This window comes from Chroococcidiopsis cubana SAG 39.79 (assembly GCF_003991895.1).
GTDB lineage: Bacteria > Cyanobacteriota > Cyanobacteriia > Cyanobacteriales > Chroococcidiopsidaceae > Chroococcidiopsis > Chroococcidiopsis thermalis.
Map to the genome: position 1 here is coordinate 1 of NZ_RSCK01000012.1, position 26365 is coordinate 26365.

The window sequence follows — 26365 nt, forward strand, 5'->3', positions numbered from 1 at the left end:
CTGTCGAGACTGACGTAAATCTGAGTCTTGGTTTGTATTCTACCCTGATTTCACGCTCTTTCTTTACAAAGTCCCATTAGCATCGGTTTCATTGCCCTATACGCCGCACTCAGCGAACGAGTCATACTAGATGACCAAGGAATTCAGGTGACATATCCCCTATGGGTTCCTAAGTGGTTTCGGCACGGTTGGTCTTTACCTTGGTCGGAAGTCAAAGAGTTAAAACCCCGTACTACCGGACAAGGCGGACTCGTATACTATTTCCTTAGCCAGGAAGGGAAAGCTTATTTACTCCCGATGCGGGTGGCTGGATTTGCCAAATTGGTGCGGGAAGTACAAGCAAAAACTGGAATTGACACCACAAATGTCATTCCCTTATCCCAACCTTGGATGTACTTAATTTTGTTGGTATTTACTCTGCTGTTATTATTAGTTGATGCCTGGACAGTTACCACTGCGATCGCATTAAACTAATTCAACTCTGGGGGCGAGGAGTGAGGAGTGAGGTAGCACAATTAAGACTAGAAGGAGTCAGCCTAGCTGCAACAATAGGTTCTCAGTACTTATTGCAGGATATTTCCTTTGAGGCATTTCCAGGCGATCGCATTGCAATTATCGGTGCTTCTGGAGCGGGAAAAACATCTTTGTTGCGGATTGTCAATCGCCTCAGCGAACCTACAGCCGGATCGATTTATTTAGAAGAGAAAGAATATGGTCAAATTCCCGCAATTCAGTTGCGCCAACAAGTGACGCTAGTAATGCAAGAATCAAAACTATTGGGAATGACAGTCAGAGAGGCTTTGCAATATCCTCTAGTTTTACGCAAAATGCCGCGATCGCAAATTCAGCAGCAAATTGCCTATTGGATGGAACGGCTAAATATCCCTGAAGACTGGTTAGAAAAGACGGAACTACAACTTTCAGTCGGACAAAAACAACTCGTTGCGATCGCCCGTGCTTTAGCTACCCAACCGAAAATTCTTTTACTCGACGAACCAACTTCTGCTTTGGATGCAGGTAAAGCATCTCATTTAATCGAAGTATTAATCCAACTAGCAGATAGCGGTCAAACAACAATATTAATGGTCAATCATCAACTCGAATTAGCTAAACAATTTTGTACGCAAGTGTTATTCCTGCAAGCAGGACGTTTGAGCCAAAATGCGTCCAATTCTAGTCAACTTGACTGGGACAAATTAAAAGCGAATTTAATCCAAGCTGAAACAAAAGCAACCCAAGAATGGCTCTAAAGAAAGCCCCCCTTGTTAAGGGGGGTTGGGGGGATCGTTTCAAATATCACCCCTTGTTAAGGGGGGTTGGGGGGATCTTCATCTCCACCTTGTTAAAAGAGGCTGAGAGATTATTATCAAGCTTCAAAAGTATCTTTCAACACCGTTCTTGCTGCTAAATGATTGCGCGTAGACTTAAGAATATCTGCTTCCCGCTCTAGCCGCGCCGCCGTATCTTGCATTTCTAACAGTGTTTGCTGTTCTGCTGCGACACCGTAAAGATTGCTGGCTACCCAGTAGGATAATTCTGTAGGTAAATCGGGAATATTTTCTGGTAAATCTATCTCCTGTTCTGTCAATTTAGCAGATAGCCTAACCACATCTCGCAGCAGTTGCTCTACTTCTCGTGCCAAAGGTCTAAGGTCTTTTTGTGGTGGATTGTCTTCAATCCATTCCACTAAACCAACTTTGTAAGGTTTTTCTCGCACGTATTCCAAGACCCGAAACCGCTGCTGTCCGAGAGTAGCTACTCTCATCCGGTCGTCCGGTAAACGCTGATACTGAATAATTTCAGCGCAGCATCCAACTCTAGCAGGTTGACCTTGCACGGGATCCCACAATAGTACCCCAAAGCGGCGATCGCTTTCTAGAATTGTATTCATCATAATTCGGTAGCGGAACTCAAAAATGTGTAGAGGTAGGGGGCGATTGGGAAAAAGCACTACCTCTGGCAATGGAAACAGTGGGAGTTCTCGCACCGCTATTTGAGAAGAAGATGTCATTGTCTATTCGTAAAAACGGTAACTGCGCATCCTGTTTTTACTTTAACGGATTTGTTTACAATTAGTTAACAGTTGACGGCTGACAGTTGACGAGCGACCGTCAACCGTCAGTAACTCAACGAGCATTTTACAACTCAAAAAATAGCGTTACAGCTTGACTTCAATATCTACACCCGCAGGTAAGTCGAGTTTCATTAAAGCGTCAATTGTTTTAGAAGAAGGTTGGTAAATGTCAATAATTCGGCGATGAGTGCGAGTTTCAAAATGCTCTCTAGAATCTTTATCAACGTGGGGCGATCGCAGCACGCAATAAATGCGGCGCTTTGTAGGTAAGGGAATTGGACCGATAGCTGTAGCGTTTGTCCGGTTTGCCGTATCAACAATCTTCTCGCAAGAGGTATCGAGTAAGCGGCGGTCAAAAGCTTGTAAGCGGATGCGAATTTTTTGCTGCTGAAGGGTAGCCATTTTTAGTTTTCTTGGTTCGGTTTATTCAGTAATCTCGTTGGAGTTATAAGAAACTCGTTTGGGCTGTCATTGGTCATTGGTCATTCGTCATTTGTATTTACCACCAATGACAAATGATTAGTGACAAACAACAAATTAAAGCAGAAAAGCATTATACCCCATTAGGCTTAGCTTTTCTGCTCTAAGTTAATAGCTGGTCGTTCTACTTCACAATTTTAGAAACAACACCAGCACCAATAGTACGACCGCCTTCGCGAATTGCAAAGCGCATTCCTTGTTCGATCGCGATCGCGTTGATCAATTCTACGGTCATTTTGACGCGATCGCCAGGCATCACCATCTCAGCAGCACTACCATCGTCAGCAGTAAATGCGGTAATTGTGCCAGTTACGTCAGTTGTCCGTACGTAGAACTGGGGACGATAGCCAGCGAAGAAAGGTGTCTTACGACCACCTTCTTTATCTGTCAGCACGTATACCTCAGACTCAAATTGGGTATGAGGTGTAATACTACCAGGCTTGGCAATTACCATACCCCGCTCGATATCTTCCTTCTTCAAACCCCGTAGTAGTACGCCTACGTTGTCTCCAGCCATACCTTCATCCAAGGTTTTCTGGAACATTTCTACACCAGTAACGGTGGTGCTACGAGTGCCTCTGATCCCGACTAATTCTACGGTTTCGCCAACTTTGACTTTACCGCGCTCGATTCTACCAGTTGCAACCGTACCGCGACCGGAGATCGAAAATACGTCTTCTACTGCCATCAAGAAAGGCTTATCAACATCCCGTTCTGGAGTAGGAATGTAGCTATCTACGGCATCCATCAATTCGTAGATTTTATCAACCCACTCATTGTCACCCCGCGCAGTTGTAGGAGCTTTAATCATTGTTTCCAGTGCTTGCAACCCACTGCCTTTGACGATGGGAATATCATCGCCAGGGAAGTCATAGGAACTCAAAAGTTCGCGCACTTCCAGTTCTACGAGTTCCAACAATTCTTCATCGTCTACCATGTCTACCTTATTCAGGAAAACGACGATGTTGGGAACTCCCACCTGTTTGGCTAACAGAATGTGTTCGCGAGTCTGGGGCATAGGACCGTCTGCCGCAGATACTACCAGGATCGCGCCGTCCATTTGCGCCGCACCCGTGATCATGTTCTTCACGTAGTCAGCATGTCCTGGGCAGTCTACGTGAGCGTAGTGGCGGTTTTCAGTTTCGTACTCTACGTGAGCGGTATTGATGGTGATCCCCCGTGCTTTTTCTTCTGGAGCTGCATCAATATCGTCGTATTTTCTAGCTTTTGCCTGACCCAAAGCTGCTAGGGTCATGGTGATAGCTGCCGTTAACGTGGTTTTGCCGTGATCGACGTGACCAATTGTACCAATGTTGACGTGAGGTTTAGTTCTCTCAAACTTTGCGCGTGCCATGAGTTCTCGGTTCCTTTTTTATTGAAAGCGATTAGCGATTAGCAATTAGCGATTAGCAATTAGCGATTAGAAGTCAACTAACAGCTAACAACTAACAGCTAACAACTCCATTTATGTCCCTTTGCTTTTAGCAATGATTGCTTCAGCTACGTTGCGAGGTACTTCTTCGTAATGGCTAAACTCCATTGAAAAGATACCCCGACCTTGGGTCTTCGAGCGGATATCTGTAGCATAACCAAACATTTCTGCCAGCGGAACCTTAGCAGTTACCTTGGATAAGCCTTGATCCGATCCCATGCCTTCGATTTGACCGCGACGAGAGTTAAGGTCGCCCATCACATCCCCCAGGAAGTTTTCGGGGACTTCAACTTCGACTTTCATCATTGGCTCCAGTAGCACTGGCGATGCTTTTGCTACTGCTGCTTTCATTGCCATTGAGCCAGCAATTTTGAAAGCCATTTCCGACGAGTCTACTTCGTGGTAAGAGCCATCGGTCAATGTCGCTTTGACATCAATCAGCGGATACCCAGCTAGTACGCCAGATTCGCAAGTTTCCTTCATCCCCTGTTCTACAGGTCCAATGTACTCTTTAGGTACAGAACCACCAACTATCTTAGAGACAAATTCAAACCCACTGCCTGGTTCGCCTGGTTCTAGGTCAACGACAACGTGACCGTACTGACCTTTACCACCACTCTGACGAATGAATTTCCCTTCTATTTTCGTGACGTGCTTGCGAATGGTTTCGCGGTAAGCTACTTGTGGCGCTCCCACGTTTGCTTCCACTTTAAATTCGCGGAGCATCCGGTCTACCAGAATTTCTAGGTGGAGTTCGCCCATCCCAGCAATTACGGTTTGGTTCGTTTCGGGATCGACACTAACCCTGAAAGTAGGATCTTCTTCAGAAAGGGATTGCAGCGCTTTGGACAATTTGTCCATGTCCTGCTTGGTCTTTGGCTCTACTGCTACCGAGATGACTGGCTCTGGGATAAACAGAGATTCCAAAATGACTGGCGCACTGTCGTCACACAAAGTATCGCCTGTCAAAGTGTCTTTTAATCCTAATGCCGCACCCAAGTCGCCTGCACGCAATTCTTCAACATCGATCCTGTCATCTGCTCGCAATACTACTAAGCGAGAAATTCGCTCTTTCTTGTTCTTAGTAGCGTTGAGGACGTAGCTACCTTTTTTCAGCACGCCAGAATAGACGCGCACGAAAGTCAAGCGCCCGTATGGGTCAGCCATGATTTTGAAAGCGAGTGCTGACAGCGGTGCATTGTCGTCAGCAAAGCGCTCGACTGTCTCGCCATTGACGGTTGTTCCCTGAATTGGCGGAACTTCTGTAGGTGCTGGCAGGTAATCTACAACACCGTCTAGCAAGCGCTGCACGCCTTTATTTTTGAAGGCAGAACCGCATAACACGGGGACAATCGTACCCGCAATTGTGCCTTGTCGCAGCCCTTTACGGATTTCAGCTTCATTCAGTTCTTCACCTTCTAGATACTTCTCTAGTAAGGCTTCATCGGTTTCTGCTACTGCTTCAACTAGCTTCGTGCGATACTCTTGTGCTAGCTCTTGCAGATCGGCAGGAATCTCTACTTCTTGAATATCCGTACCTTGATCGTTGCCGTAGATGTAAGCGCACATCTTGACTAGATCGATCAGACCTTTGAAGTCTGTTTCACTACCAATGGGTAGCTGAATCGGTACTGCGTTGGTGCGGAGGCGATCGCGCACCTGATTGTATACTCGGTAAAAATCTGCTCCAGTCCGATCCATCTTATTGACAAAGATGATGCGTGGCACCTTATACCGATCTGCTTGTCGCCAAACTGTCTCTGTTTGAGGCTGTACGCCACCTACGGAGCATAAGACTGTGATTACGCCATCTAATACCCGCATGGAACGTTCCACTTCAATCGTGAAGTCTACGTGACCAGGAGTGTCGATGATATTAATTTGATGGTCTCTCCAGTTGGTGGTGATCGCAGCAGCAGTAATTGTAATGCCACGCTCCCGCTCTTGAGCCATCCAGTCAGTTACCGCTGTTCCTTCGTGGACTTCACCGATCTTATGGATCATTCCAGAATAGAACAGAATTCGTTCTGTCGTTGTTGTCTTGCCCGCATCAATGTGAGCCGCAATTCCAATATTGCGGATTTTTTCCAGCGGAACGGTACGTGCCACAGCTACCTCCTTGAGTAGTTTTTGCCGCAGGTATCTCTATATTACTCTCTGTTAAGATTCTATACTTTTAGGGAAAGCCGCCACCAAAATAGGGGGATATTGCCTAGTTTTATCGCTTTTTTCGAGCAACTTTTTAGTAGCGGTAGTGAGCAAAGGCTTTGTTGGCATCAGCCATCCGGTGAGTCTCTTCCCGTTTGCGGATCGAACTACCCGTCTCATTAGCAGCATCCATCAATTCGTTCGCCAACTTCATAGACATAGAACGACCGGAACGCTGTCTAGAAAATTGGATCAACCAGCGTAATGCCAGTGCCGTTCCCCGTTCTGGTCTGACTTCCATCGGTACTTGGTAGGTTGCTCCTCCCACCCGACGAGCTTTGACTTCTACTAAAGGTGTAGCATTCCGCACGGCTTTCTCGAAAGTTTCCAGCGGATCGTTGCCAGTACGCTCTTCGATTGTTTTCATCGCATCATAAATGATTCTTGCTGCCAGCGATTTCTTGCCACTGCGCATGACGCGGCGCATCATCATACTAATCAGGCGACTGTTGTATACGGAATCGGAAGGGATGGGGCGCTTTTGCGCTACAGCACGACGGGACATAAGTTATTCTTTACGTTTAGTTTGATTGGGGTTGGCAACAACAGAACTAAGTTTTCATGGCATGGTGGCTTTGAGGTAACTAGCACAAGGCAGTTGAAACATCTAACACCGTTTATTGCGTCGCCGCGATCGCACTTTTGCTTAGCCGAAGCTTTAGCTATTATGACGACAGGTAAAGCTTACTAGTTAGATATACCGTTATTTTGCCTGCTGGCGCTGACTTTCATTCCGATTTTAGGCATCTCACCTCAAAAAAAGTAAAAATCTTATAACCGCAATGATGTCAGCAGCAGAATTACCTTACTGCTTTGGTCTCTTAGTTCCGTACTTCGAGCGTCCTTGTTTGCGGTCTTTTACTCCAGCGGTGTCCAAAGTACCGCGAATGATGTGATACCGCACGCCTGGTAGATCTTTTACCCTACCACCACGAATCATGACGACGGAGTGTTCTTGCAGGTTATGTCCGATACCGGGAATATATGCCGTAACCTCAAAACCAGAAGTTAGGCGAACCCTAGCAACTTTTCGTAGAGCTGAATTGGGCTTTTTCGGTGTGGTTGTATATACTCTTGTACAAACGCCCCGACGTTGCGGACATTGTTTCAGAGCAGGGGATTTTGTTTTCTTTTTCGCTACTTGACGTTCGTTACGAATGAGCTGCTGTATGGTTGGCATGATTTACAGCGCGTAGTTTTAGCTGCTTAAATTTAACGATCTATGATTATACCGATTTTAGTAAATTTATGTCAAACTGGTGGGATTGATAGTGGGTAATAGGTGATTGGTAGTTGACAAGAGTATTTTCACGCACCACTTCCGACTCCCTCATTCCATAGCAAAAGAGTTACCACAACCACAAGTGGCGATCGCTTGAGGATTAGAGAAGCGAAATCCTCCACCCATTAAATCTTCGGAATAATCGAGTTTTAAATTTTGAATGTAGTTTAAGCTGTCGGCATCGATCGCTACAACAATACCGTTGCAGTCTAGAAGGCAATCGCTCTGCTCTGTTGCCTCGTCAAATTTCAAATCGTAAAACAAACCAGAGCAACCCCCAGCTTGCACGCACAAACGAAAGAAAGCATCGGGGTTGCTCTGTTTAGATCGAAGTCGTTGAATTTCTTTAGCAGCAGAGGGACTAATTTGAATCATTGAACTAGGCAGTAGGGAGCAGAGAGCAGGGAGTAGGGTGATATGAAGAGTATAATACTAAACCTTAATCCCTAGCCCTTAACCCCTAGCCCCTAGAATAGTCATCTTGAAATCGGACGATATCGTCTTCGCCCAAGTATTCTCCGTTTTGTACTTCAATGAGTATCAGGGGGATTGCGCCGGGATTTTCTAAACGATGGGAGGTACACTGAGGTACGTAGGTAGATTGGTTGTTACAAAGCATAATTTCGCGATCGCCACACACAACCTTGGCAGTACCAGAAACAACAATCCAGTGTTCGCTGCGGTGGTGATGCATTTGCAGGCTGAGGCGATGCCCTGGTTTAACTTCAATTCGCTTAATTTTGTATCCGCGCCCTTCTTCTAATACCGTAAAAGAACCCCAAGGACGTAATTCCGTAGCGGCGACGCTTTTAGGAGCAACTGCGGTAGGAATCGGTAGAGTAGGCGCGTGAGCCTGGGAAGTTTCTTGAGTTTGAACCATGAATTTTTCTCCTGATAATTGTTATCCACTATTAAAAATAAAAGGAACCAAAGCAAAAGACAGTGACAGTAATAACCGCAGCAATAGCAATGCAATAGCAATAATATGTCGAGTATAGCCTTAGCCCAAGATAGCAGACTTCTTCCGAGGAGTGTCATCAGTAAACTTGCCGATTGGTATGGGCTACATCAATTCTTTACTTACTAGTCGTTAAGCTTTAAATAATCTTCATCAAAAAAGGTAGTTAGTAGTTGGTAATGGGTAATGGGTAATTGGTAGTTGACAATGATTAGCGCTGATAACTGATAGCTAGTCACTGATAACTGGTCACTGCTTTCTGCTTTCTGTTTCTAGAAAAATGCCAAACCCATTGTGAACGCGGGCTGCGGTGACAGGAGAGCGATTGACGAGTTGTCCCCCTAAGTAAAGGCTGGTGGAACTACCTCCGTCGAGATTGAGAGCATCAATACTACCCATTTGCTGCAAGAGCTTGGCAGTTTCCCATAAAGTAGAACCAGTCCCACCAACTCGGTTGTGAACTGTAGCAATGAGCAAATTACCTGTTGCCGTGACACCAATAGCGCTACGCACGGCAGTTTGGCGGCTGAAGGCATCACTGAATCCTTCTGCTTTGGCGTTAAGAACGATTTGGCGGTTTTGAACTAATAATGGTCCAGCACCGATCGCGTGAGGATATTGGGCAAACTCGCTAGGAACAGTGCCATCGGTCAAGCGTAACAGCGTACCAATAGGTAGTAGATTAGCAGTACTACCAGTCCTGAATGCAAGTAAATAGCCGTTGAGGGGAATGGGAAAGGCTGTTTTTCCGGCTAAACCGCCTGACAGATTAGCGGTAACTTGATTATTTTGGACGATCGCGATCGCTTCATTATTAGTTAAGGGCGTATAGGTAGTTCCCCAGTCAGAGGTATAACGGGAAATTCCGGCTTGAATGTAGCCGCTATTCAGATTGACGATTGGCAAACTTTGCCCCGTAGAGGCGATCGCTGTTTCTTGGCGTTGCAAGCGACCGATTTTAAATTGCCCGGCATCGTTCCAAGCGATCGCGCCTCGGTTGAGAATTGGACTAGACAGCCAGCGCCCCTCGCGACGAATTGCTCCCAAGGGTAATTTATTGTTGCGGTTGAAAAATCCAGCATTAATGGCAGCAGCAGCTGTATAACGTTGAGCGGTGGTCACAATCGGCGCAGTCCCAATCAGAGAATTTACTGCACTCCAAATTGGTCTAAGGGCTAGTCCTGTGGTGCGGGGGTTGACTTCTAACCATGTCACGGGAAAGCGATCGCGACCTAACTTAATATACTTTTGTTGCCAACGCACGCCTCTAGCCCACAAAATATTCCGTTCCACTATCGGATCGGGGCGCAAATCGATAATGATGCGGTTGGGTTGGCTGAGGGTACTGACGCGGGGGAAGATGCCTACAGGTAAATTGAGATCGATCGTGGTGAGATTGGCAGTCGTGCCTAATTTAACGAGAGGAGTCGGTGAAATCTGGCTCTGTTTTGGCAATTGGATGGCTAGATTAGCGTTTAACTGCTGGGCTAATTCAGGATTTATCGCAGCGTCGATTGCTATCTTCCATTGTTGATATGGAGGTGAGAGGGCAGAGACTGCCTGAGATGGTAATTGCTGTTTTGGATCGTCTGGGAGTTCGGCAAGCGGCACTTTTGGTTTAGTGACTGGAGGCTGTTGCGTTAGCTGCCAGGGCGTAGGGCGATCTAAATCTACTACCAAGCGATCGCCCCAAGTTTGTTTACCCTGGCGTAGTCCTGTAATCTTTGCAGCTGGCGTAGTAATCCGCAGAACGTCACCTTCGCTTTGCAGTTGCCAACCTACTTTTGCTGCTAATTGAGATAGATCTAAATAACGATACGCGCCACTGTGCCAGATGCTTGAGACGAGTGGTGGAGTATCAGGAGTCGTAAACCACCGAATCGGTTGTCGGGTTACATCCTGAGTATTCAGTAAGTCTACGCCCAGTTGCATCAATCCTACATCGCTAATTGCCGTTTGAATCCTATTTGTGGCTGGCTGCGCTTCCCACTGTCGCCAAGCTGCGGATAGAATGCGACCGTTCAAGGAGATGCGATCGCCTGCTGCAAGTAGCCCATTTGGTGTGGTGGAACGGCTGGGGGTATTTTGCGGTACGGATGATGGCGTAACAGGTGGGGTTACAGGCGCTTGAAGTTGAGCATTAGCAGCAGTGAACGTCAGCCACGGTGCTGTAGTTAGCAACCATAATAATGCTGAAGTTGGCAGCAAACAAAATTTTCGTTTCACAGCAGGAGTCAGGATCGAGCAGGAATTTGGGTGCATTAGCACAAGTAGCTATTCCTAACATAAAGATAGCTAACGGTCAATTGTATGACAGTTATCAGTTGTCAGTGTAGAGACGTTACATGTAACGTCTGTGGTAAGAATTCTTCTTAGCTTTTTACCGATCGCAGAAAAGTATCTCATCAGCGATCGGCGATCGCGAAATGACTTTAATGTCCGACGATCGATTGACGACCGATCGGGTTACTGTGAAAGGAGAGTATTTTTTAATACTTAATACTCGTAAAATTTTCTCCAAATAAACTGAGTAGCTCTTAATGATAGTTTTGTCTTTTTATCGATCGTATAAATATTTTGATAATTTAGTTTCATTAAAATACTTTTGATACACAAATTACTACGGAAACCACCGAAGCTATTTTAGTTCAACGAGGTAAGCTATTTAGCTATATTGTTCTATGCGATCGCAACTTTGTCACGCTAAATATACAAAAAGACTAACTCAAGACTGCCTTGACAGGAAGGCTATGCGAATAAAAGCTATGCCAAGCTAGGCTTTGTAGCAATCTTTTTTTTCTTCGCTAACAGACTATAAACTGCACGATTTAGCAGAAATAGCCCCTAAAATTAGAAATTCTCTTCAACAATAGAGAAAATAAAGAGGTATAGATAGTAGCTAGTAGTGCTAGACAGATTGAACTAACGTTTTGAGCGAACTACTGTTGACGAGAACGTTAAGTTTTGTATTTTCTAGTAATAGAGAAATTTTTGAGGTTGATGAAATGGAGGCAAATTCCTTCGACTTCGCTCCCAAAACTGCTACAGATAAGTACAGTCTTACCTATCGTAATATCTATCGTAACTTTAGAAGATCGTCTATCGATATTGATATTTCAAATAGTTGTGGAGCGAGTCGATCGCGCAAGCAAACTTACTTGCGCGATCGAGAAATTCTCAACAAAATTTTATCGCTTGCGATTCAATCGCTCAATCGCGAAGATTGTTTAGACAACCTACTGTTAGAAATTAGACAAGCAATCCAAACCGATCGAGTCCTCGTCTATAGTTTCGATCGCGATTGGAGTGGCACGATAGTAGCAGAATCGGTAACTGCTCAGTTTCCCAACGCCATTGGTTGCCGGATAGACGATCCTTGTTTCCGAGAAGATTACGCACGACAATATAGTGACGGACGGATACGGGCGATCGCTAATATCTATGCTGCGGATTTGACTGAGTGTCACATCAAAACTTTGGAACAACTTGCAGTTAAAGCAAGTTTAGTCGTACCAATTACAAGCGACAATGGACTGCTAGGTTTGCTAATTGCCCATCACTGCAACGCACCTCGTCACTGGCAGATAGAAGAGGTCGAGTTGTTTAGACAACTTGCCACTATAGTCAGCTCGATCCTGCAACACAAGATCTCACAACAAGAGCGGCAATCTGCTGTGGAGTATGCCCAGAGATTAAAACAAATGACTCAGGTAGTGCAGCAAGCGCGCTCATCATCCGATCTGTTTAATGCTGTCACCACAACAATGAGACAGATATTTCAAGCAGATAGAGTATTAGTTTATCGTTTTGTTACAGATGGTAGCGGCATTGTTGTAGCAGAATCAGTTGCTCCTGGTTTGCCTCAAACCCTAAATCATCCGCTCGATCGCTTTTATGGGTACGAAAGCGAGATTCAACAGAGCGATCGTCAGGGAGTACGAGCGATCGCCAACATTCATACTGCTGGACTAACGATAGATCGAATCGATGCCTTAGAACAGTTTGCCGTCAAAGCTCAATTAGTTGCACCAATTGTTAGTAACGGTAAACTGGTAGGTTCGCTCATTGCCCATCAGTGTACTGCACCCCGTACTTGGCAACCAACAGAAATCGATTTATTCAAGCAGATTGCCGTTCAAATTGGCTTGGCACTGGATCGGGTAGCGCTGCTAGAGTATCGAGCCACAGCAGCCAAGCAAGTACAGATGCGGCAACAAATAGCGTTACGGTTGCGACGATCGCTCGTACAGTCGGATATTTTGACAACTGTGACAGACGAACTCAAATCTGCTCTACAAACCGAGCGCGTGGTAGTTTATCGCTGCGATCGCGATCGCGGTAGCACAGTTATAGCTGAATCAGTCACCCCTGGCTTACCCCAAGCTTTAAATCATCGTCTTGACGATCCTTTCTGGCGGAACGATCGCACTGCATACGAGCAAATTGGTTACGCTCGTGCTGTTAACAATATTTATACAGCCGGACTCAGCGATCGCTGCATTCATAATTTAGAGCGCTTTGCCGTTAAGAGTAGCCTCATAGCACCTATCCTGATGCAAGATGAGCTATTTGGCTTGTTAGTTGCCCATCAATGCTTTGGTTTTAGGGAATGGCAGCAAACTGAAATTGACTTCTATACCCAAGTCGCGATCGATGTAGGTTTTGCTTTGGAACAAGCACAATTACATGGCAAACTAGCTCAAATCGCCCAAATTGCCATGCATCTTGATGGCTGTATTCCAACAACAGCGCAACAACCACCAACGGCAAAGTCATCATCACCGCAAACAAATTGCTTCAATTCTGAAGACAAAGAACATGATGCTACGGTTGCATTCTAGTTATCAGTTATCAGTTGATTTTGACTTTTGACTTTTGACTTTTGACTTATCCCCACACTCTACTGAAAAAGCTATGTCCACACCAGGTAAGCTAGAACTAACTGTCAAGATCGAGCGCCTACCAGATAGTGTGAGAACTATTGCTAATGGCTGGAAGCAGTTTGAAATCGATCTAGATGGTCAAATAGTTACGCTAACATTAAAACCTCATGTTTATAAAAAGCTAGAACAAGCTCAGGAGAATTATCATCAGTGGGTGGCGAAAATTATCGGACAAATGGGTGCAAAGACAGATAAAGGTTTTTTGCTAAAAGATTGCAATGTAACAGTTTATTCTCAAACTCAATCTTCGCCATCCAAGCTTAAGCAAAAGCCGCCCGATCGCCGCGATAAACCTAAAAAAGCCAATAGCAAATTTGTGGAGAAGTATCGGCTATATACTGGAGAAACCTTGAATTTGTTTCAGATTGTGTTTCGCCTGACTCAAGCTGTTTTTCCTGGGGTTTTGCCTTGGGTACTTGTTTTAAGTAGTTATGGCTTTTTAATATCTGTACTTTATAGTTTTGGCATTCCTGTATCAATACCAGAAGAGAGCGATGCAATTACGCGAGCAGTATTAATTTTCAATATTGGCTTACCTTTACTATTAGTTTTTCGTACTAATACAGCCCATGAAAAATTTTGGGAAGGGCGCAAGCTATGGGGTAGTTTAGTGAATACAGTGCGCAACTTAACTCGTGATTTGTGGATTGGTGTCAAAGAGGAGACACCACAAGACCGGGCGCAAAAAGAGTACACTCTTAGATTAATTGTGGCTTTTGCCGTGGCGATGAAACTACATTTAAGAGGCGAACACGTCACTGATGAGCTAAGTGGTTTAGTAGCAGAAACTCAGTTTTTTCGGTTGAAATACACAAACCATCCACCCCTACAAATTGCTTTTTGGATTGGAGATTATTTGCAGGAGCAACACGATCGCGATCGCTTGAATATTTATCAGTTAACGTCGCTACAAAAATTGGTAGACCAGTTAGTAGATATTTTAGGAGGCTGCGAACGCATTTTAAAAACACCACTACCTTTAATTTATCCGTTAATTTTGAAAAATTTAGTTTTTGTCTATTGCCTTGTTATTCCCTTAGAAATTGTGAAGGAGGTAAATTGGTTTACTAGCAGCATTATTACTTTTGTGAGTTTCATTTTATTAAGTATCGAACAAATTGGTTCTGAAATTGAAGAGCCTTTCGGACGCAACTCTTGCGATTTACCACTCGATATCATTTGCAATACCATACTGCATAATGTGGAAGATTTAATTGCTCTAGCTCCTCATAATGGTAGTAATAGTAGGGTACTCTAACATAGTCCGTGTAGAGACGTTACATGTAACGTCTCTACACGGTAAACTACGTAGCACACCCTAAAATCTAAAATTTAACATGAAACTATTCTGCTACCCGAGTTCGAGGTTGATAGTAGTAGTGATGGTAAGAAGTTGTAGCTTTGTAATCTTTCACCCCGTTACAAATTGCACCTAAAACTTGAGTGCGAGATAGTTTTAACTGATCGAGGGTCTGCATTAGCAGCGCACGGTCAGTTTTACCCATCCGCGTGACGATCGCAATTCCTGCGGTTAGAGGAGCCAGCAAACTCGCATCTGCTAAACCTAAAAGTGGTGGAGTGTCGTAAATCACTAAGTCATACTGCTGCCGCAACTGCTCCATGATGTTGCGCATCTTGTGAGAGGATAACAGTTTGGTAGGGTCGGGAGGAATTTGACCTGCGGTTAAGACAAACAAGTTCTCCCAGGCAGGCGATCGCTGAATTAAATCGGCAACTGGTACGTTAGTTGTTATTGCATTACTCAATCCCGTGTCATTGGATAAATGTAGAATGTGATGAATCTGCGGTAAACGTAGATCTGCATCGACTAGTAACACTCTGCGTCCCATTGCTGCTGCTGCTTGGGCTAAGTGAGTTGAGATAGTAGATTTACCGTCAGCATGGACGGAAGAACTGATGACGAGAGAGTGGATCGGTGTATCGGAACCTAAAAAGCCGATGTTAGTATACAGCGATCGGAAAGATTCTAAGAAAGGGAAATAGTGATAGCCATAAGCATTTCTGTGGGAACGCGACCTGCTGTTCTCTTGCCTCTGATTCGTTTCTCCATCTGCCAGATGCTTAGCTAGGTTTTTATGGAAAGGAATTATACCTAATATTGGTAGCTTTGTCGCTTCCTTCAACTCATCGGGTGAATGAACCACATTATCGAGCCTTTCCACGAGTAGCGCTGCTCCAATTCCAGCTAAGATACTAGCTACCATGCCTAAGATCAGGAATCGTGGAATATTAGGAAATATCGGGATAGAAGGTAACTGAGGTGGTGAAATGAGTTGCCAAGGAGTCTCTTTTTGAGCATTTTCGATTTGCAGCGATTCCCGCCTTTCTAGAAAACGGTTCAAACTTTCAGTAGCAATAACTAACTCTCGCTGTAAGTCAGTGTAACGACGTGCCAAATTTGGCATTCCGTCGATTTCTCGATTTAAGCGATCGAGTGCTTGGGCGTTCTTGGCGGCTCTGACTTGGAGTATGGAAAGTTGGCTTAATACTGACGCACGTTGATTTTCTAGTGCCTGCACTCCCTCTTTGTGTAATAGTGGCAGCAGACTTTCCCGTTTCTGTTTCAGCGACTGAATGTACGGACTATCTACTCGATAAATAGTTGCATTCTTGGCAATTTCAGTATCTATATTCTGCAACTGAGCGAGTAAACTCTGATATTGAGGAGCATCTTGCTGGGCTTGCGGTGATATTGCACGACTGGGCGTAGAGGATTCATCTATAGCCGCGATCGCTGGCGATTTTTGAGGGTGGTCAACTGTCGATTGTTGCTGCAAAGTTCCCACCCCATGACGAGCTTTTGCTTCTAGTTCTAGCGCTAACTTAGTGCCAGATTTACTTTGTAAGGCATTGTAGAGTTTTTGAGCTTCCGCTAAATCTTTTTGAATCTCTAATTTCTGAAATTCTAAAGTGCTATATTTTTCAAATAGCTGTCCTGTTTTTTCTTCGGGAGAAAATAAGCTGTATTGTTCTCTAAATCTTTGTAATTGCAATTGCAAGCTGTTGACTCGTGCTTGCAATTGAGGTAACTGAGTATTAACAAACTGAATTCCCTGGCGTAGATTTGTTTGTTGCTCCTGTAAGCTGTATTTTAAATATCCTTTAGCTAGCTGTTCTAAAACAAATTGAATTTTCTGTGGGTCGGAATCTCGATAGCTAACTTCTAAAATTTTTGTTTCTTGATAGCGAGAAACCTTCAAGCCTTCTAGTAAAGAAGCATAATTAATATCTGGATACCGCACAGAAATATTTTTAGCGATAGGAATTAGAATTTCGGGGCTACGCAAAACAATAATCTGTGTACTGTAATCCAAAGATTCTTGCCCTTTTGGGCTAGCATTCACAACTGGAACGTTCGATAATCCCGATAATTTATTTTCAGCCTTGACTGGCTCTACCAATACCGATAATTTTCCTTCATACTTGGCTGGTTGAGTTAATGTCCATACCCAGGTAGTCACGCAGCAAGCGATCGCTACACTAGCGATAATCGGCGCTCGACGACGTACAACTGCCAGAAGCTGAGACAAACTCCATTCTTCTGCCTGAGGTAACTCTGAGTAATGTGCAACATAGGATGGCAATGACATCTGCGAATACTTACCATTTCTTTCTGTTGCTAAATGCTGAGTTCGATATTGCTCTTCCATATTTATGTCGTTATTAGGCAGTTGATGAAGGAAAAAACAGGAATAGCCCTGCTGGTGAGCTTTAGCTTTCTTCTGTCACGGCTTCCACGCTCTTATTTCTAGAACGAACAACTCGTCTTTTTGCTGTTAGAAATGCTTGTTGTAATACATTTGAGTACTGTTTGGCAATAATTTCTGGCGTGAAATTGAATTGGAGATATTGCCGACCTGCCATTCCCATCTGTTTCACAAGTTCGCGATCGCTCTTTAGACGGCGAATAAACTGAACTAAACCACTGGCATCACCTGAATTAAAAGCAGCACCGCAACCGCTTTCTCTTAAGAGATGCCGTAAATAGGAATGGGTTTCGCAAATAGCAGCGACGGGACGACCAGCTGCGAGAATGCCATAGAGCTTGCTCGGGGCGACAATTCCTTCCATTTTGGGACTAATACTGACCAAAGATAAATCGCAAGCTGTTAGCGAATATGGTAAGTCTTGTTTATCTTGATAGGGCAAGAAGCGACAATTATTTAAACCTAGTTTTTTGACACATTCAAAACTAGATTGAAATTTTGCTCCTCCGCCAATAAAAACAAACTGAATTGGTTCGTCTTGCAATTGTCTAGCTGCTTCTAGAATTGTCTCTAGTTCGTGACAGCGACCCATGTTGCCAGAGTACTGCACGGTGAAAGTATTGACCAATTCGTACTTTTGCGCAAACCAATTATTTTCTTTTTCTAGCGGTACAATCCAGTTGGGATTAGCCCAATTATGAATGACTACAATTTTGTCACTCATTTCGGGAGAGTGAGATAAAACTTTCTCTCGCATGGTTGAGCTGAGAACAATTATTTTTTCTGAGTTGCGCCAAACTTTTTTATTGAGTAATCTCCACCATTTTACCAACCAATTTTTCCTAGAGAAAATATCTAGCTCAATTGCAACATCAGGATATAAATCGTACATTAAACAAACGTAAGGAATCCCAAATAATAGTTTGGCTATGTAGCCGACGATTGGTAAAAAGGCTGGTGCAGTGGTTAGAAGTAGGAGATCTCCACGGTTCTTTTTATTTAATAAGTGTAAGATAGCTCGGAAAAAGAACAGGCAACCATTAATGGCTTTGCCTCGAATCCGTGCATTCCACATTCGAGAAGTTCGCGATCGCCGAATCAGAATTTTTTCAGAGCGTTCTATACTAGGAGCTGCATTTTTTTTAAATGCATATCCTGGCTGTCCGGTAAAAACCCTTACTTGAATCCCTAGTTGTCCTAAATTCAGTGCTAGTTCTTCAATGAGTTGCCCTGTAGCAGCATAGTCTGGTGGATAAAATTGCGTAATAATATTTAAGTTGAAAGAAGGTGCGAGTTCTTTACTTTTGCTCTGAGCCGGCAAAAATATTTTGAGTTTTTCAATTTGCTCTTGCTGTACGTATTTATCTAGCATCTGAAGCTCTGCCTACCTCTGCCAATGCGATGATTTTGTTTAAACAGTGAGGAGTGCAAAGGAAAAGCACTCAATTTAAGTGAAAGGCAAAGCTACACAAAAGACTATTTAATAAAATTAAAATTCTCTCTTAACTCAAAAGGCTATTTCGCTAGGTAATGTAAGGTAGCTTTACACGATCGAACTTGAAAAAATCTAACTTTGACCTAGCTTTATGTCCAAGTGTGGTTTTACTGAGAATTCAATTAGAGTTTAACAATCTTCTTAGTTTTTTCAGTAAAAATACTGAAATTTAAGTGTCTATACTAATTCTAAATCTGCTGCAAATAACCCAAAATTTTCTAGTCGCGTCACACACCACAGACTTAGAGTATTGCGTTACGCCATCATGCTAACGCACCTTACATATATTTCAAAAAGTAAGAGCCAAAAAGATATCGAGGTGTTTATCTAGAAAATAGAAAAATTATTAATTTTTCATAGGTCGAATTTTGGCAATATTACCGAGCTGATAAATTTACCGATCGCAAATTGCTCGTTGTTTGATTGGTTGTGCGGGATTGCCCGCGTAAATTGTCATGGGCTGAAGCGATCGCCCTGCTACGCTTCCGAGACTCAACACCGCGCCTTTACCGACAGTGACACCAGGACCAATCGTCGCCCGCGCCGCAATCCAACTACTCTGCTCGATGTGAATTGGGGCTGGGATCAGCTTGAAGTCAGAAGCACTCCAGTCGTGATTGCCAGTACACAGATAAACACCCTGAGAAATACAGACATGGCTTTCAATGGCGATCGGCGCAACATTGTCGAGCCAAGCATTTTCTCCAATCCACACGCAATCACCTACAGTTAGCCGCCAAGGAAACTTTACCCGCACTCCAGGCTTAATACAGACAGAGCGACCAACTGTAGCACCAAAACTACGTAGTATCCAGACTTTTAACTGAGAGATAGGTAGCCAATGACAGCGAAATAAAGGCTCTGCGAGAAAATACCACAGGAGTTGTTTCCACACGGGAGCGCCAGGAGTGTAAGTACCGAGGGTGTAACGATCTAGATACATGTAATTCCACTATCGATCTTAAATTTCAGATTTAAGGCTAGCTCCAGTACGACCTGTAAACATCCATAACCAAGTACGACAAACATCACGACTAATATGAAACCAGGATTCAGGTTGTTGGTTTGATGGAACTGATATAGGAGTTACAGCAATCCCCTGGCTGCCAAAGACAAAGAAGGCGATCGCCTTTGCTCTTGCCATGTGAAAATCGGATGTAATTAAGTAAACATGTTGAAAATACCGTTGTTTGAAATCGGCAACTAGAGAGGTAAAGTTAGTTACGGTATCGACAGCGCGGCGATCGATATGTATTCGCGATCTAGAGCTACTCGGATCTGGAAGATTGAAGGCTTTGAGATAAGGGGAAGAAATCCAGATTTCTAAAGGTGGATGCCGTAATGCAAAGTCAACAGCGAAAGATTCGCGCCTCGGATCGCCACCTAAAGCAATAATTGCTTGGGGCAGCGGCGATCGCTCTAAAGCAATTGCTAGTCGCAGAGGAATAATCCCGAACAGTACGAATAACACAGCAGCAGTTGACAAACAGACAAAACGGTATCTCTTGTACTGAAAGCGCTGGTTTTTGCTCGAACTGGTAGTTTTTACTCTTGACATTGTTGACGTTATATTTCTGCGTGTTGCCGCTTATGGCAGCGTGACAAAATTCTCTGGGTTTGAGAAGGTTGTAGGAATTGGTTGTCGCTCGATCGCCGCCGTGTAAATCGAGATCAGATTCTGGGCGATCGCTTGCCAAGAATACTGTTGACTTGCCAACAGCCGACCATTCTCTCCTAATTGCTGCCGGAGTTCTGGAGATGATAGTAGTTGTGCGATCGCATTTGTTAAGGGTGCGATTTGACCTTCAACAACTAGCCCAGCCGAGGCTGCGGCAATTTCTGGTGAAATTTGGATGTCGGGAGTCACAACAACTGGTAGCCCTACTACCATTGCTTCTGCTACGGCAATCCCAAAATTTTCGGAGAAGGACGGCAAGACAAAAAGATCTGAGGCTTGTAGGAGGAGATCTTTATCTCGACCCACAACGAAGCCAGTGATGGATGTACGCGGAGAAAGTCCGAGGGATGATACTAACTCGGTCAAGTAGTTGAGGTACTGCGGCTCTCCCGAACCTGCCAAAATCAGATGAAAGTTGTGATTCTGAGCTGCTAGCTGGCTGAGGGCTTGAATTAACAAATCTGGGCGTTTTTTAGGGTGAAGTCGCGACAAGAATAGGACAACTGGTGTAGTGGTAGGTATACCGTAAGTTTCGTATAGCTTTTGCTTAGCATCAGGTAGTTCTACTGGGCGATCGACTCCTAAAGGCAAAGTAAAACTAGGTGTTTGAATGCCAAATTTTCTCACATCCTGGGCTTCGCCTGGAGCAGTGCAATGAATCATTTCGGCACAATTGAGATTGTGACGCTCGATCAGAAATGAATATATCTGTTTTTTTAGCCAACTTTGAGACAAAGCCCAAGGCGTTAACTGTCCCATAGTACGCATGGTGTAGGGAATTCCTTGCAACCTGGCAATTAGGGCAGCGCAAGCGGGTGCATAGGAAAAAAGATAGTGAGTTTCGATCAAATCGTAATCTCGGGCGTGTTGCCAAAGCCAACGAGTCAAAGCTGCCGAAAAAATAAACTCTTTAAGTGGTGGTGAAAAACGCGGAAAAAACCAAATTGGGACTTGCTCGTACTCAACCCGCTGATGGAGCGGCACGTCTAACAGTTCTGAACCGCGATCGTTCGTGGTGGCAATTTCGGCATCAATTCCATTTTCGCGCAAAGCTCTGACTAGATTAAGGACAACCTCAGTTGGTCCACCCAAAGCAGGATCGATCGAAGGAATAACATGTAAAACTTTCATTGACTGCTCAAATTGAATTTAATTAAGTTATTCATCGTTTGTTTAAATTGCTCGAATCCGAAAGTATCAATAACTCTCTGTCTTAAAACTTCAGGTTGATAAATAATGGGATGCGAATAAGTGCCTTGCAAAATCTGAATTAAAGTTCGGGCGATCGCGTTTGTATCGTCTGGATCGACTAATGCCCCTAGTTCTCCATGACAAAGGGCATCAATGGCTCCATCTCGATCTCCTCCTAAAGTGGGTTTGCCACAGGCTAGAGATTCTAGATATACAATGCCAAATCCCTCACCTTTACTTGGCATGGCAAAGACATCACACAAGTTATAGTGATCGCCCAGTTCGACATCGGGAATAAATCCAGCTAAGGTTACACAATCTTTTAAATCGAGTTTCGCGATTAACTGTTCGATCCGATCGCGATCGCTACCCTTACCAGCGATCAGATAACGAACGCCAGGAATCTGACAGCGAATCTCAGGCAAGGCTTGCAGAATTTGGTCGTATCCTTTGTAACGTTCGCGGCAATCTAACCGAGCGACAGTCAGAATGACTGGTTGTTCTGGTGTCAGTCCGTAACGCTCTAGTAAGTATTGCGGCTTTGGTTGAATTTTAAAGCGATCCGCATCAAAAGTGTTGGGTAAAAGCGAGACTTTTGCCGGATCGAGATTTTGCTCTTTGAGCAAGCGATCGCGTGTATAGCTACTAACAGCAAGAATGCGATCGGCATGGTGCAACGCTTTTTGTAAAGCAGGTTTGTGAATATCCCAGGCTTCTACACCGTGAGCGATCGCCCAGTAACGCATACCAGTTAGTTGTTTCAACCAATAGGCTGCAACTGTAAAATTCAGGTGAGTGGCGATCGCTAAACTCGGTCGCTGTCGCAGTCCTGCTCCACAGATCTGAGCGGCAAACCCAAATGTTCGCAATGGCAAAGGTAAAGCACCAGTACAGTGAAACTGAGTATGGCGCGATCGCGTCAGATCGGATGGCGATCGAGTGTCGTGCTTGAGAAAAACCTGGTAGTGCCAATTCGGATATAAGCTTTCTAAGGCATCGAGCAAGAAAGCCGAATAGACTTGAATGCCACCTTTAAATTCAAAAATATTCGGAAACCACAAGTGGCAGTTAGTTCGACCTGCTAATTCTGGCATAAAAGCTCCTGGACGCGACTGGCTAATTGCTGTCGATACAATCCCCAAGTTAATTGCTCGGCTTTTTGACGAGCCGCTTTTCCCATTTGGGCTAATTCTTCTGGGTGGGAATAACACCATTCCAGCTTTTCCTTTAGAGCTGCGACATCGCGAATCGGGACAATGAAGCCTTCTACCCCGTCTGTCAGAATATCTGGACCAGCAGTATTGGGTGTCGTGATGACGGGAATTCCACAAGCCATTGCCTCTAGCAGTACGAGTCCAAATCCTTCTACAAGCGAGGGAAAAACAAAGACACTTGCGGTACTGTAATATTCGTTCAACGCCGCATGAGGCAGAGATGGAATGTAGCGAAAAATATCTTGATATTGAGTCAGCCAGTTATTAGGAAACTCGTTAATCCCGATCGCTAAGAGTTCGGCATCGGGTAGGTGTAGTTCTTGCCAAGCTTGTAATAAGTAATGAAAGCCCTTGCGAGGTCCGACGCGACCGACAAACAGAGCGCGAAACAGTTTGTCAGTTTTAGTTTGCGGGTGGAAATAATCAATTGGTGCGCCGTAGGGAATGACACTAATTTTTTCTGGTTTGACACCCACATCTAACAGCGATCGCTGGGTGATGGAAGATGCGACAAATACGTGGTCTGCCAGTTGAATTTCCCGTTCCTTGCGCTCGATCTTCCAAGCAGGCTCCTTGACTGCTTGTAGTGCTGGCGCTAGTTCTGGAAAACGTTCGGCTTCTTGGGCTTGGAGATCTCGACTCATGCGATAGAAGGGAATCGGGAGATCGTACAAGCAGAGAATCCCGCGTTGTTTAGCAACTTCAAACGCGATCGCCGCACCATCTTCGTAAGCATAAACTGCATCTAGATTTTGTAAATGATGTTGGGAAACGTGGCGATCGAGAGAGGTATACACCCAATCGATCGGTCCTTGACGACCTAAGTTCAGCAAATGACTTAATTTAGTTTTGACTAATGCTAAACGTATGGCTTCTTGCCAAGGGTGCGATCGCATGGGTACATTTACAGGCGCAGTCCACGCCCTCCTGCCTAATTCCAGCGCCACGCGAGTGCTAATTTTCTGTGGTAATAAGTTTAAGTAGCGCGATAAAACTCCCTTGGGATTGTAGGCAATTGTCGTGATCGCTTCTTGGAGTAAGTTAGCTTCCCCCAAAGCTAGTGCGGCATTGCGGGCAAAGGGATTACTGGTAGGGTGAATCAGGGAGATACGCGGATGAGACATTGTGTTGTTGCAATAATTGTTGTTCTCGATACCAATTTTCTATCGACTCTAATTGAGGTAAGAGAAAGATAAAGCCACTCAAAAACCAGTAGTAAGCCAAAAAGGTAGGTTGAGTTACTAGCTGGTCGTAGATTGCAAGTGTCTGGATCAGTAATGCTGTCAATGCTAATTGACGCAAGAATGGTTTCTTTAATTGACAGAAAACCCGTAAAAGCGCTACGAGAAGACTCAATCTAAGTCCGTACCACAGAAAAAACCCAATCGGACCTAACTCCAAAACTATTCTGCCTGGTTCTTCTTCAAAGTAAGTTGGAATGGTTGCGCCGTCTGGTAAATTTAGCGATCGGCGCAGGGCTTGACTCCCCGGTTGGGTTGCTCCAGTGCCGTAGCCGTCGAGTCCTTTATATTGAATAAACTCGAAAGGTTGGGTAAAAGTTGCCGTAATGCGTGCCGTCACATCTTGATTAGAATTTGTCCGTAACAAGAAGGCATCAATTGCGGGTTTAAACCAGATAAAAGAGACTAGAGAAATACATATAGCTGGTAATAAGAATTTACTGAGCAGAGATATACTCTTTTCAGGCTGAGTGAATCCTTTAACAGTTATAAAACTAACAAAAAATAATAATAAGGCAAAAACAACGCTACGAGAGCCAGTCATACAAGAGTTAACAGTTACCAGAATTAGTTCAAAAATAGAAACCCATTTCCAGAAAGGTGATTGGGAGAGTGAGAGGAGAGAAATCAGTAAGCCAAAGCAGATTAATAGATATACTGCATAACCGTCTATGTAGGAAAATGTGCCTGTGACGCGAACAATTTGGGTTGCTCCTGCAACTCCAAATGTAGCTACTTCTTTCAATTGACTGGGAGCATATACGTTGATTGGACTAGTAGCAGGACTAAAGAACTGAGCAATACCTAAAAAACCTACAGGAATGACTAATAAAAGATGAGAACGCAAAAATTTATATAAATCTTGCTCCGATTGAAATAGAGTTGGTAGTATCCACATTAAAGGAATATAAAAGATATATCCTCTGAGTCCAAAAAGACCTACTAGTGGAGAACCTAAACTGGGATTAAAGACTTGCAATACACACCATATGCTTGCAAAAATAATTAGGATAGAAATAGGGCGATTTTGAAGTGAAAATCTTCTCGTTGAGAAGACATAGTATTGCAGGTAAGCTCCCAAAAGCACTAAGTCTTTTAAAAAATAAATTGTGTCGCTTGCTTGAGGTAAAACCCATTTACGCAATGCACCCTCAATCACAAGAATGAAGAACACAGCTTTAACAGAGTTACGCCAATTTAATGCCGAGATCCCAAAAATAGATAAAATAGCGATCGCAGCAATTACCAATTTCACGCGATAGTCCTCTTAAGAATATGTAAATATACCTTGATAATTTGCTTTGATGTATTGAGCAAAGTCATCCTAGTTTTGTGCATACATTACCCAATACCTGTGTGACAAAGTTCTGAGCCTGAACTGATAAATTGTGAGACTGATACCAGGTGTAGGCATGACTCGCGATCGCCTGCGCCTCGACAAAATCTGTTATTTCTGTAAGGCGATCGCTGAGAACCCAGTAATGTTTTCCCGGTTCTATGCCATCTTGTAATGATGTATAAACTCTAGGACTCACAGTTAACATTCCATGAGCGCAGTAAGCTGCAAATATACCAGATTTGGCTAAATATTCTAGATGGTAATTAAAGAATCCTGCGAAGGAGTTCAAAAGAATATGACTAATTTCAGCAGCAGCTAGTTTACCTGTTTCCACTATTGGAATACCTTGAATTGAAGATAGTTCTAAATCTGTTGGCGCTCCGATATCCAAGATTTCTTGAATGTCGAATAACCGACACGCTTGACTAATTTCTTTTAAAGATTGACGATAAGCTCTTTTGCGAATGCTAGGACTACCGAACAATACTAAGCGTCGAGAACGCTCTAGCAGGGGTGGTACTTGCTTTGGTTCGCCTACATTAGAAAAGACGGGTAGTGTGGGAATTTGAGTCTGTTTTCCCTGACTTAACTGATATAGAATCTCCGCATAATTTTGATTACTTGTCAAGCAGCGATCGCTCAGTTTTGCTAAACGAGTTGCTAAATTTCTTTGCTGTCCAGATAACCAAAAAGAACTCGTCCAGGGTAAATTTCCAGAAGCATAAACTTCATGGAACATCGTTACTAAATTTGAGTTAGGAGTATTTCTTTTCCAAAGTTCTAAGCCTTCAACTAACCAAACCGGACACCCTCGCTTGGCATAACCGTAGCCGACGTAATGTAATAAGACTATAGTTGGTTTGCTCGCTAATAAGGATAGTAAAGCTGTGGTGGAACGCTCGTCTACTGAATTAATTAGAAAATCTTCAATTTGAGTATTTCCAGTCCAAGCAGCATCACCAATCGCAAAATGAGTTTTGAGATTGAAATCATTGTAAAGCTGCCGTGCCAGATTTAATGCATAATCTCCCAAGCCATCTATTGCTGGAGGTAGTCGTGGAACAATCTGAATGATATCCATTAAAGTAGCTGCACTAATTTA

The 26365-nt window shown here is 44.0% G+C and carries 22 protein-coding genes and 1 pseudogene; 5 read left to right on the top strand and 18 right to left on the bottom strand.

Annotated features, from left to right (window positions below):
- Positions 1 to 75: 75 nt before the first annotated feature.
- A pseudogene (locus DSM107010_RS10220) lies at positions 76 to 474 on the top strand (hypothetical protein); the annotation flags it as partial.
- A 20-nt stretch (positions 475 to 494) separates the two neighbouring features.
- On the top strand, positions 495 to 1250 hold the full coding sequence (locus DSM107010_RS10225) for an ABC transporter ATP-binding protein (protein ID WP_127022891.1): 756 nt from the start codon (positions 495 to 497) through the stop codon (positions 1248 to 1250).
- A 116-nt stretch (positions 1251 to 1366) separates the two neighbouring features.
- Here DSM107010_RS10225 and DSM107010_RS10230 read toward each other — a convergent pair whose 3' ends face one another.
- From DSM107010_RS10230 to DSM107010_RS10270, 9 genes are all read right to left on the bottom strand, one after another.
- Positions 1367 to 2011: an LON peptidase substrate-binding domain-containing protein gene (locus DSM107010_RS10230; RefSeq protein ID WP_015156705.1), complete on the bottom strand. Its 645-nt coding sequence runs from the start codon at positions 2009 to 2011 to the stop codon at positions 1367 to 1369.
- Positions 2012 to 2158: 147 nt separating this feature from the next.
- Positions 2159 to 2476: a 30S ribosomal protein S10 gene (rpsJ, locus tag DSM107010_RS10235; protein ID WP_015156706.1), complete on the bottom strand. Its 318-nt coding sequence runs from the start codon at positions 2474 to 2476 to the stop codon at positions 2159 to 2161.
- 202 nt (positions 2477 to 2678) lie between these two features.
- Positions 2679 to 3908 carry an elongation factor Tu gene (gene tuf / locus DSM107010_RS10240; protein ID WP_015156707.1) on the bottom strand — a complete coding sequence of 410 codons (1230 nt, stop codon included), beginning with the start codon at positions 3906 to 3908 and terminating at the stop codon, positions 2679 to 2681.
- A gap of 111 nt (positions 3909 to 4019) precedes the next feature.
- On the bottom strand, positions 4020 to 6095 hold the full coding sequence (gene fusA / locus DSM107010_RS10245; protein WP_015156708.1) for an elongation factor G: 2076 nt from the start codon (positions 6093 to 6095) through the stop codon (positions 4020 to 4022).
- A gap of 133 nt (positions 6096 to 6228) precedes the next feature.
- Positions 6229 to 6699, bottom strand: a complete 471-nt coding sequence (gene rpsG / locus DSM107010_RS10250; RefSeq protein ID WP_015156709.1) for a 30S ribosomal protein S7 — start codon at positions 6697 to 6699, stop codon at positions 6229 to 6231.
- A gap of 300 nt (positions 6700 to 6999) precedes the next feature.
- The gene (gene rpsL / locus DSM107010_RS10255; protein ID WP_015156710.1) at positions 7000 to 7374 is read right to left on the bottom strand and encodes a 30S ribosomal protein S12; all 375 of its coding nucleotides are present in this window, start codon (positions 7372 to 7374) and stop codon (positions 7000 to 7002) included.
- 150 nt (positions 7375 to 7524) lie between these two features.
- Positions 7525 to 7851 carry a HesB/IscA family protein gene (locus DSM107010_RS10260; RefSeq protein WP_106167496.1) on the bottom strand — a complete coding sequence of 109 codons (327 nt, stop codon included), beginning with the start codon at positions 7849 to 7851 and terminating at the stop codon, positions 7525 to 7527.
- Positions 7852 to 7936: 85 nt separating this feature from the next.
- Positions 7937 to 8356 carry a phosphomannose isomerase type II C-terminal cupin domain gene (locus tag DSM107010_RS10265; RefSeq protein WP_015156712.1) on the bottom strand — a complete coding sequence of 140 codons (420 nt, stop codon included), beginning with the start codon at positions 8354 to 8356 and terminating at the stop codon, positions 7937 to 7939.
- Positions 8357 to 8683: 327 nt separating this feature from the next.
- Positions 8684 to 10660, bottom strand: coding sequence for a phosphodiester glycosidase family protein (locus DSM107010_RS10270; RefSeq protein ID WP_241994180.1), 1977 nt, complete (start codon positions 10658 to 10660; stop codon positions 8684 to 8686).
- Between the two features lie 130 nt (positions 10661 to 10790).
- Here DSM107010_RS10270 and DSM107010_RS38310 point away from each other — a divergent pair, with 130 nt between their 5' ends.
- The 3 genes from DSM107010_RS38310 to DSM107010_RS10280 all read left to right on the top strand — a co-directional run bounded on the left by DSM107010_RS38310 (position 10791) and on the right by DSM107010_RS10280 (position 14635).
- On the top strand, positions 10791 to 10934 hold the full coding sequence (locus tag DSM107010_RS38310; RefSeq protein WP_158265858.1) for a hypothetical protein: 144 nt from the start codon (positions 10791 to 10793) through the stop codon (positions 10932 to 10934).
- A 430-nt stretch (positions 10935 to 11364) separates the two neighbouring features.
- Complete coding sequence (locus DSM107010_RS10275; RefSeq protein ID WP_106167498.1) at positions 11365 to 13275, top strand: GAF domain-containing protein; 1911 nt, start codon at positions 11365 to 11367, stop codon at positions 13273 to 13275.
- 73 nt (positions 13276 to 13348) lie between these two features.
- The gene (locus DSM107010_RS10280) at positions 13349 to 14635 is read left to right on the top strand and encodes a bestrophin family protein (RefSeq protein ID WP_106167499.1); all 1287 of its coding nucleotides are present in this window, start codon (positions 13349 to 13351) and stop codon (positions 14633 to 14635) included.
- A gap of 85 nt (positions 14636 to 14720) precedes the next feature.
- On the opposite strand, the gene DSM107010_RS10285 is transcribed toward DSM107010_RS10280, so the two are convergent.
- The 9 genes from DSM107010_RS10285 to DSM107010_RS10325 form a co-directional block, all read right to left on the bottom strand.
- Positions 14721 to 17048 carry a GumC family protein gene (locus DSM107010_RS10285; RefSeq protein ID WP_127022897.1) on the bottom strand — a complete coding sequence of 776 codons (2328 nt, stop codon included), beginning with the start codon at positions 17046 to 17048 and terminating at the stop codon, positions 14721 to 14723.
- Between the two features lie 61 nt (positions 17049 to 17109).
- On the bottom strand, positions 17110 to 18477 hold the full coding sequence (locus DSM107010_RS10290; protein WP_106170728.1) for a glycosyltransferase family 4 protein: 1368 nt from the start codon (positions 18475 to 18477) through the stop codon (positions 17110 to 17112).
- A gap of 517 nt (positions 18478 to 18994) precedes the next feature.
- A complete protein-coding gene (locus tag DSM107010_RS10295) occupies positions 18995 to 19543 on the bottom strand; it encodes a WcaF family extracellular polysaccharide biosynthesis acetyltransferase (RefSeq protein WP_127022900.1) in 549 nt (182 codons plus the stop codon).
- 18 nt (positions 19544 to 19561) lie between these two features.
- Positions 19562 to 20158: a YdcF family protein gene (locus tag DSM107010_RS10300; RefSeq protein ID WP_181246316.1), complete on the bottom strand. Its 597-nt coding sequence runs from the start codon at positions 20156 to 20158 to the stop codon at positions 19562 to 19564.
- Positions 20159 to 20188: 30 nt separating this feature from the next.
- Positions 20189 to 21409, bottom strand: coding sequence for a glycosyltransferase (locus DSM107010_RS10305; RefSeq protein ID WP_106166834.1), 1221 nt, complete (start codon positions 21407 to 21409; stop codon positions 20189 to 20191).
- Positions 21406 to 22563 carry a glycosyltransferase gene (locus DSM107010_RS10310; RefSeq protein ID WP_106166833.1) on the bottom strand — a complete coding sequence of 386 codons (1158 nt, stop codon included), beginning with the start codon at positions 22561 to 22563 and terminating at the stop codon, positions 21406 to 21408. The genes DSM107010_RS10305 and DSM107010_RS10310 overlap by 4 nt, the downstream gene beginning before the upstream one ends.
- Positions 22551 to 23807: a glycosyltransferase family 4 protein gene (locus DSM107010_RS10315; RefSeq protein ID WP_015156722.1), complete on the bottom strand. Its 1257-nt coding sequence runs from the start codon at positions 23805 to 23807 to the stop codon at positions 22551 to 22553. Before DSM107010_RS10315 ends, DSM107010_RS10310 begins: the two co-directional genes overlap by 13 nt.
- Positions 23767 to 25179 carry a hypothetical protein gene (locus DSM107010_RS10320; protein WP_106166832.1) on the bottom strand — a complete coding sequence of 471 codons (1413 nt, stop codon included), beginning with the start codon at positions 25177 to 25179 and terminating at the stop codon, positions 23767 to 23769. The genes DSM107010_RS10315 and DSM107010_RS10320 overlap by 41 nt, the downstream gene beginning before the upstream one ends.
- A gap of 64 nt (positions 25180 to 25243) precedes the next feature.
- On the bottom strand, positions 25244 to 26344 hold the full coding sequence (locus tag DSM107010_RS10325; RefSeq protein ID WP_106166831.1) for a hypothetical protein: 1101 nt from the start codon (positions 26342 to 26344) through the stop codon (positions 25244 to 25246).
- Positions 26345 to 26365: the final 21 nt, after the last annotated feature.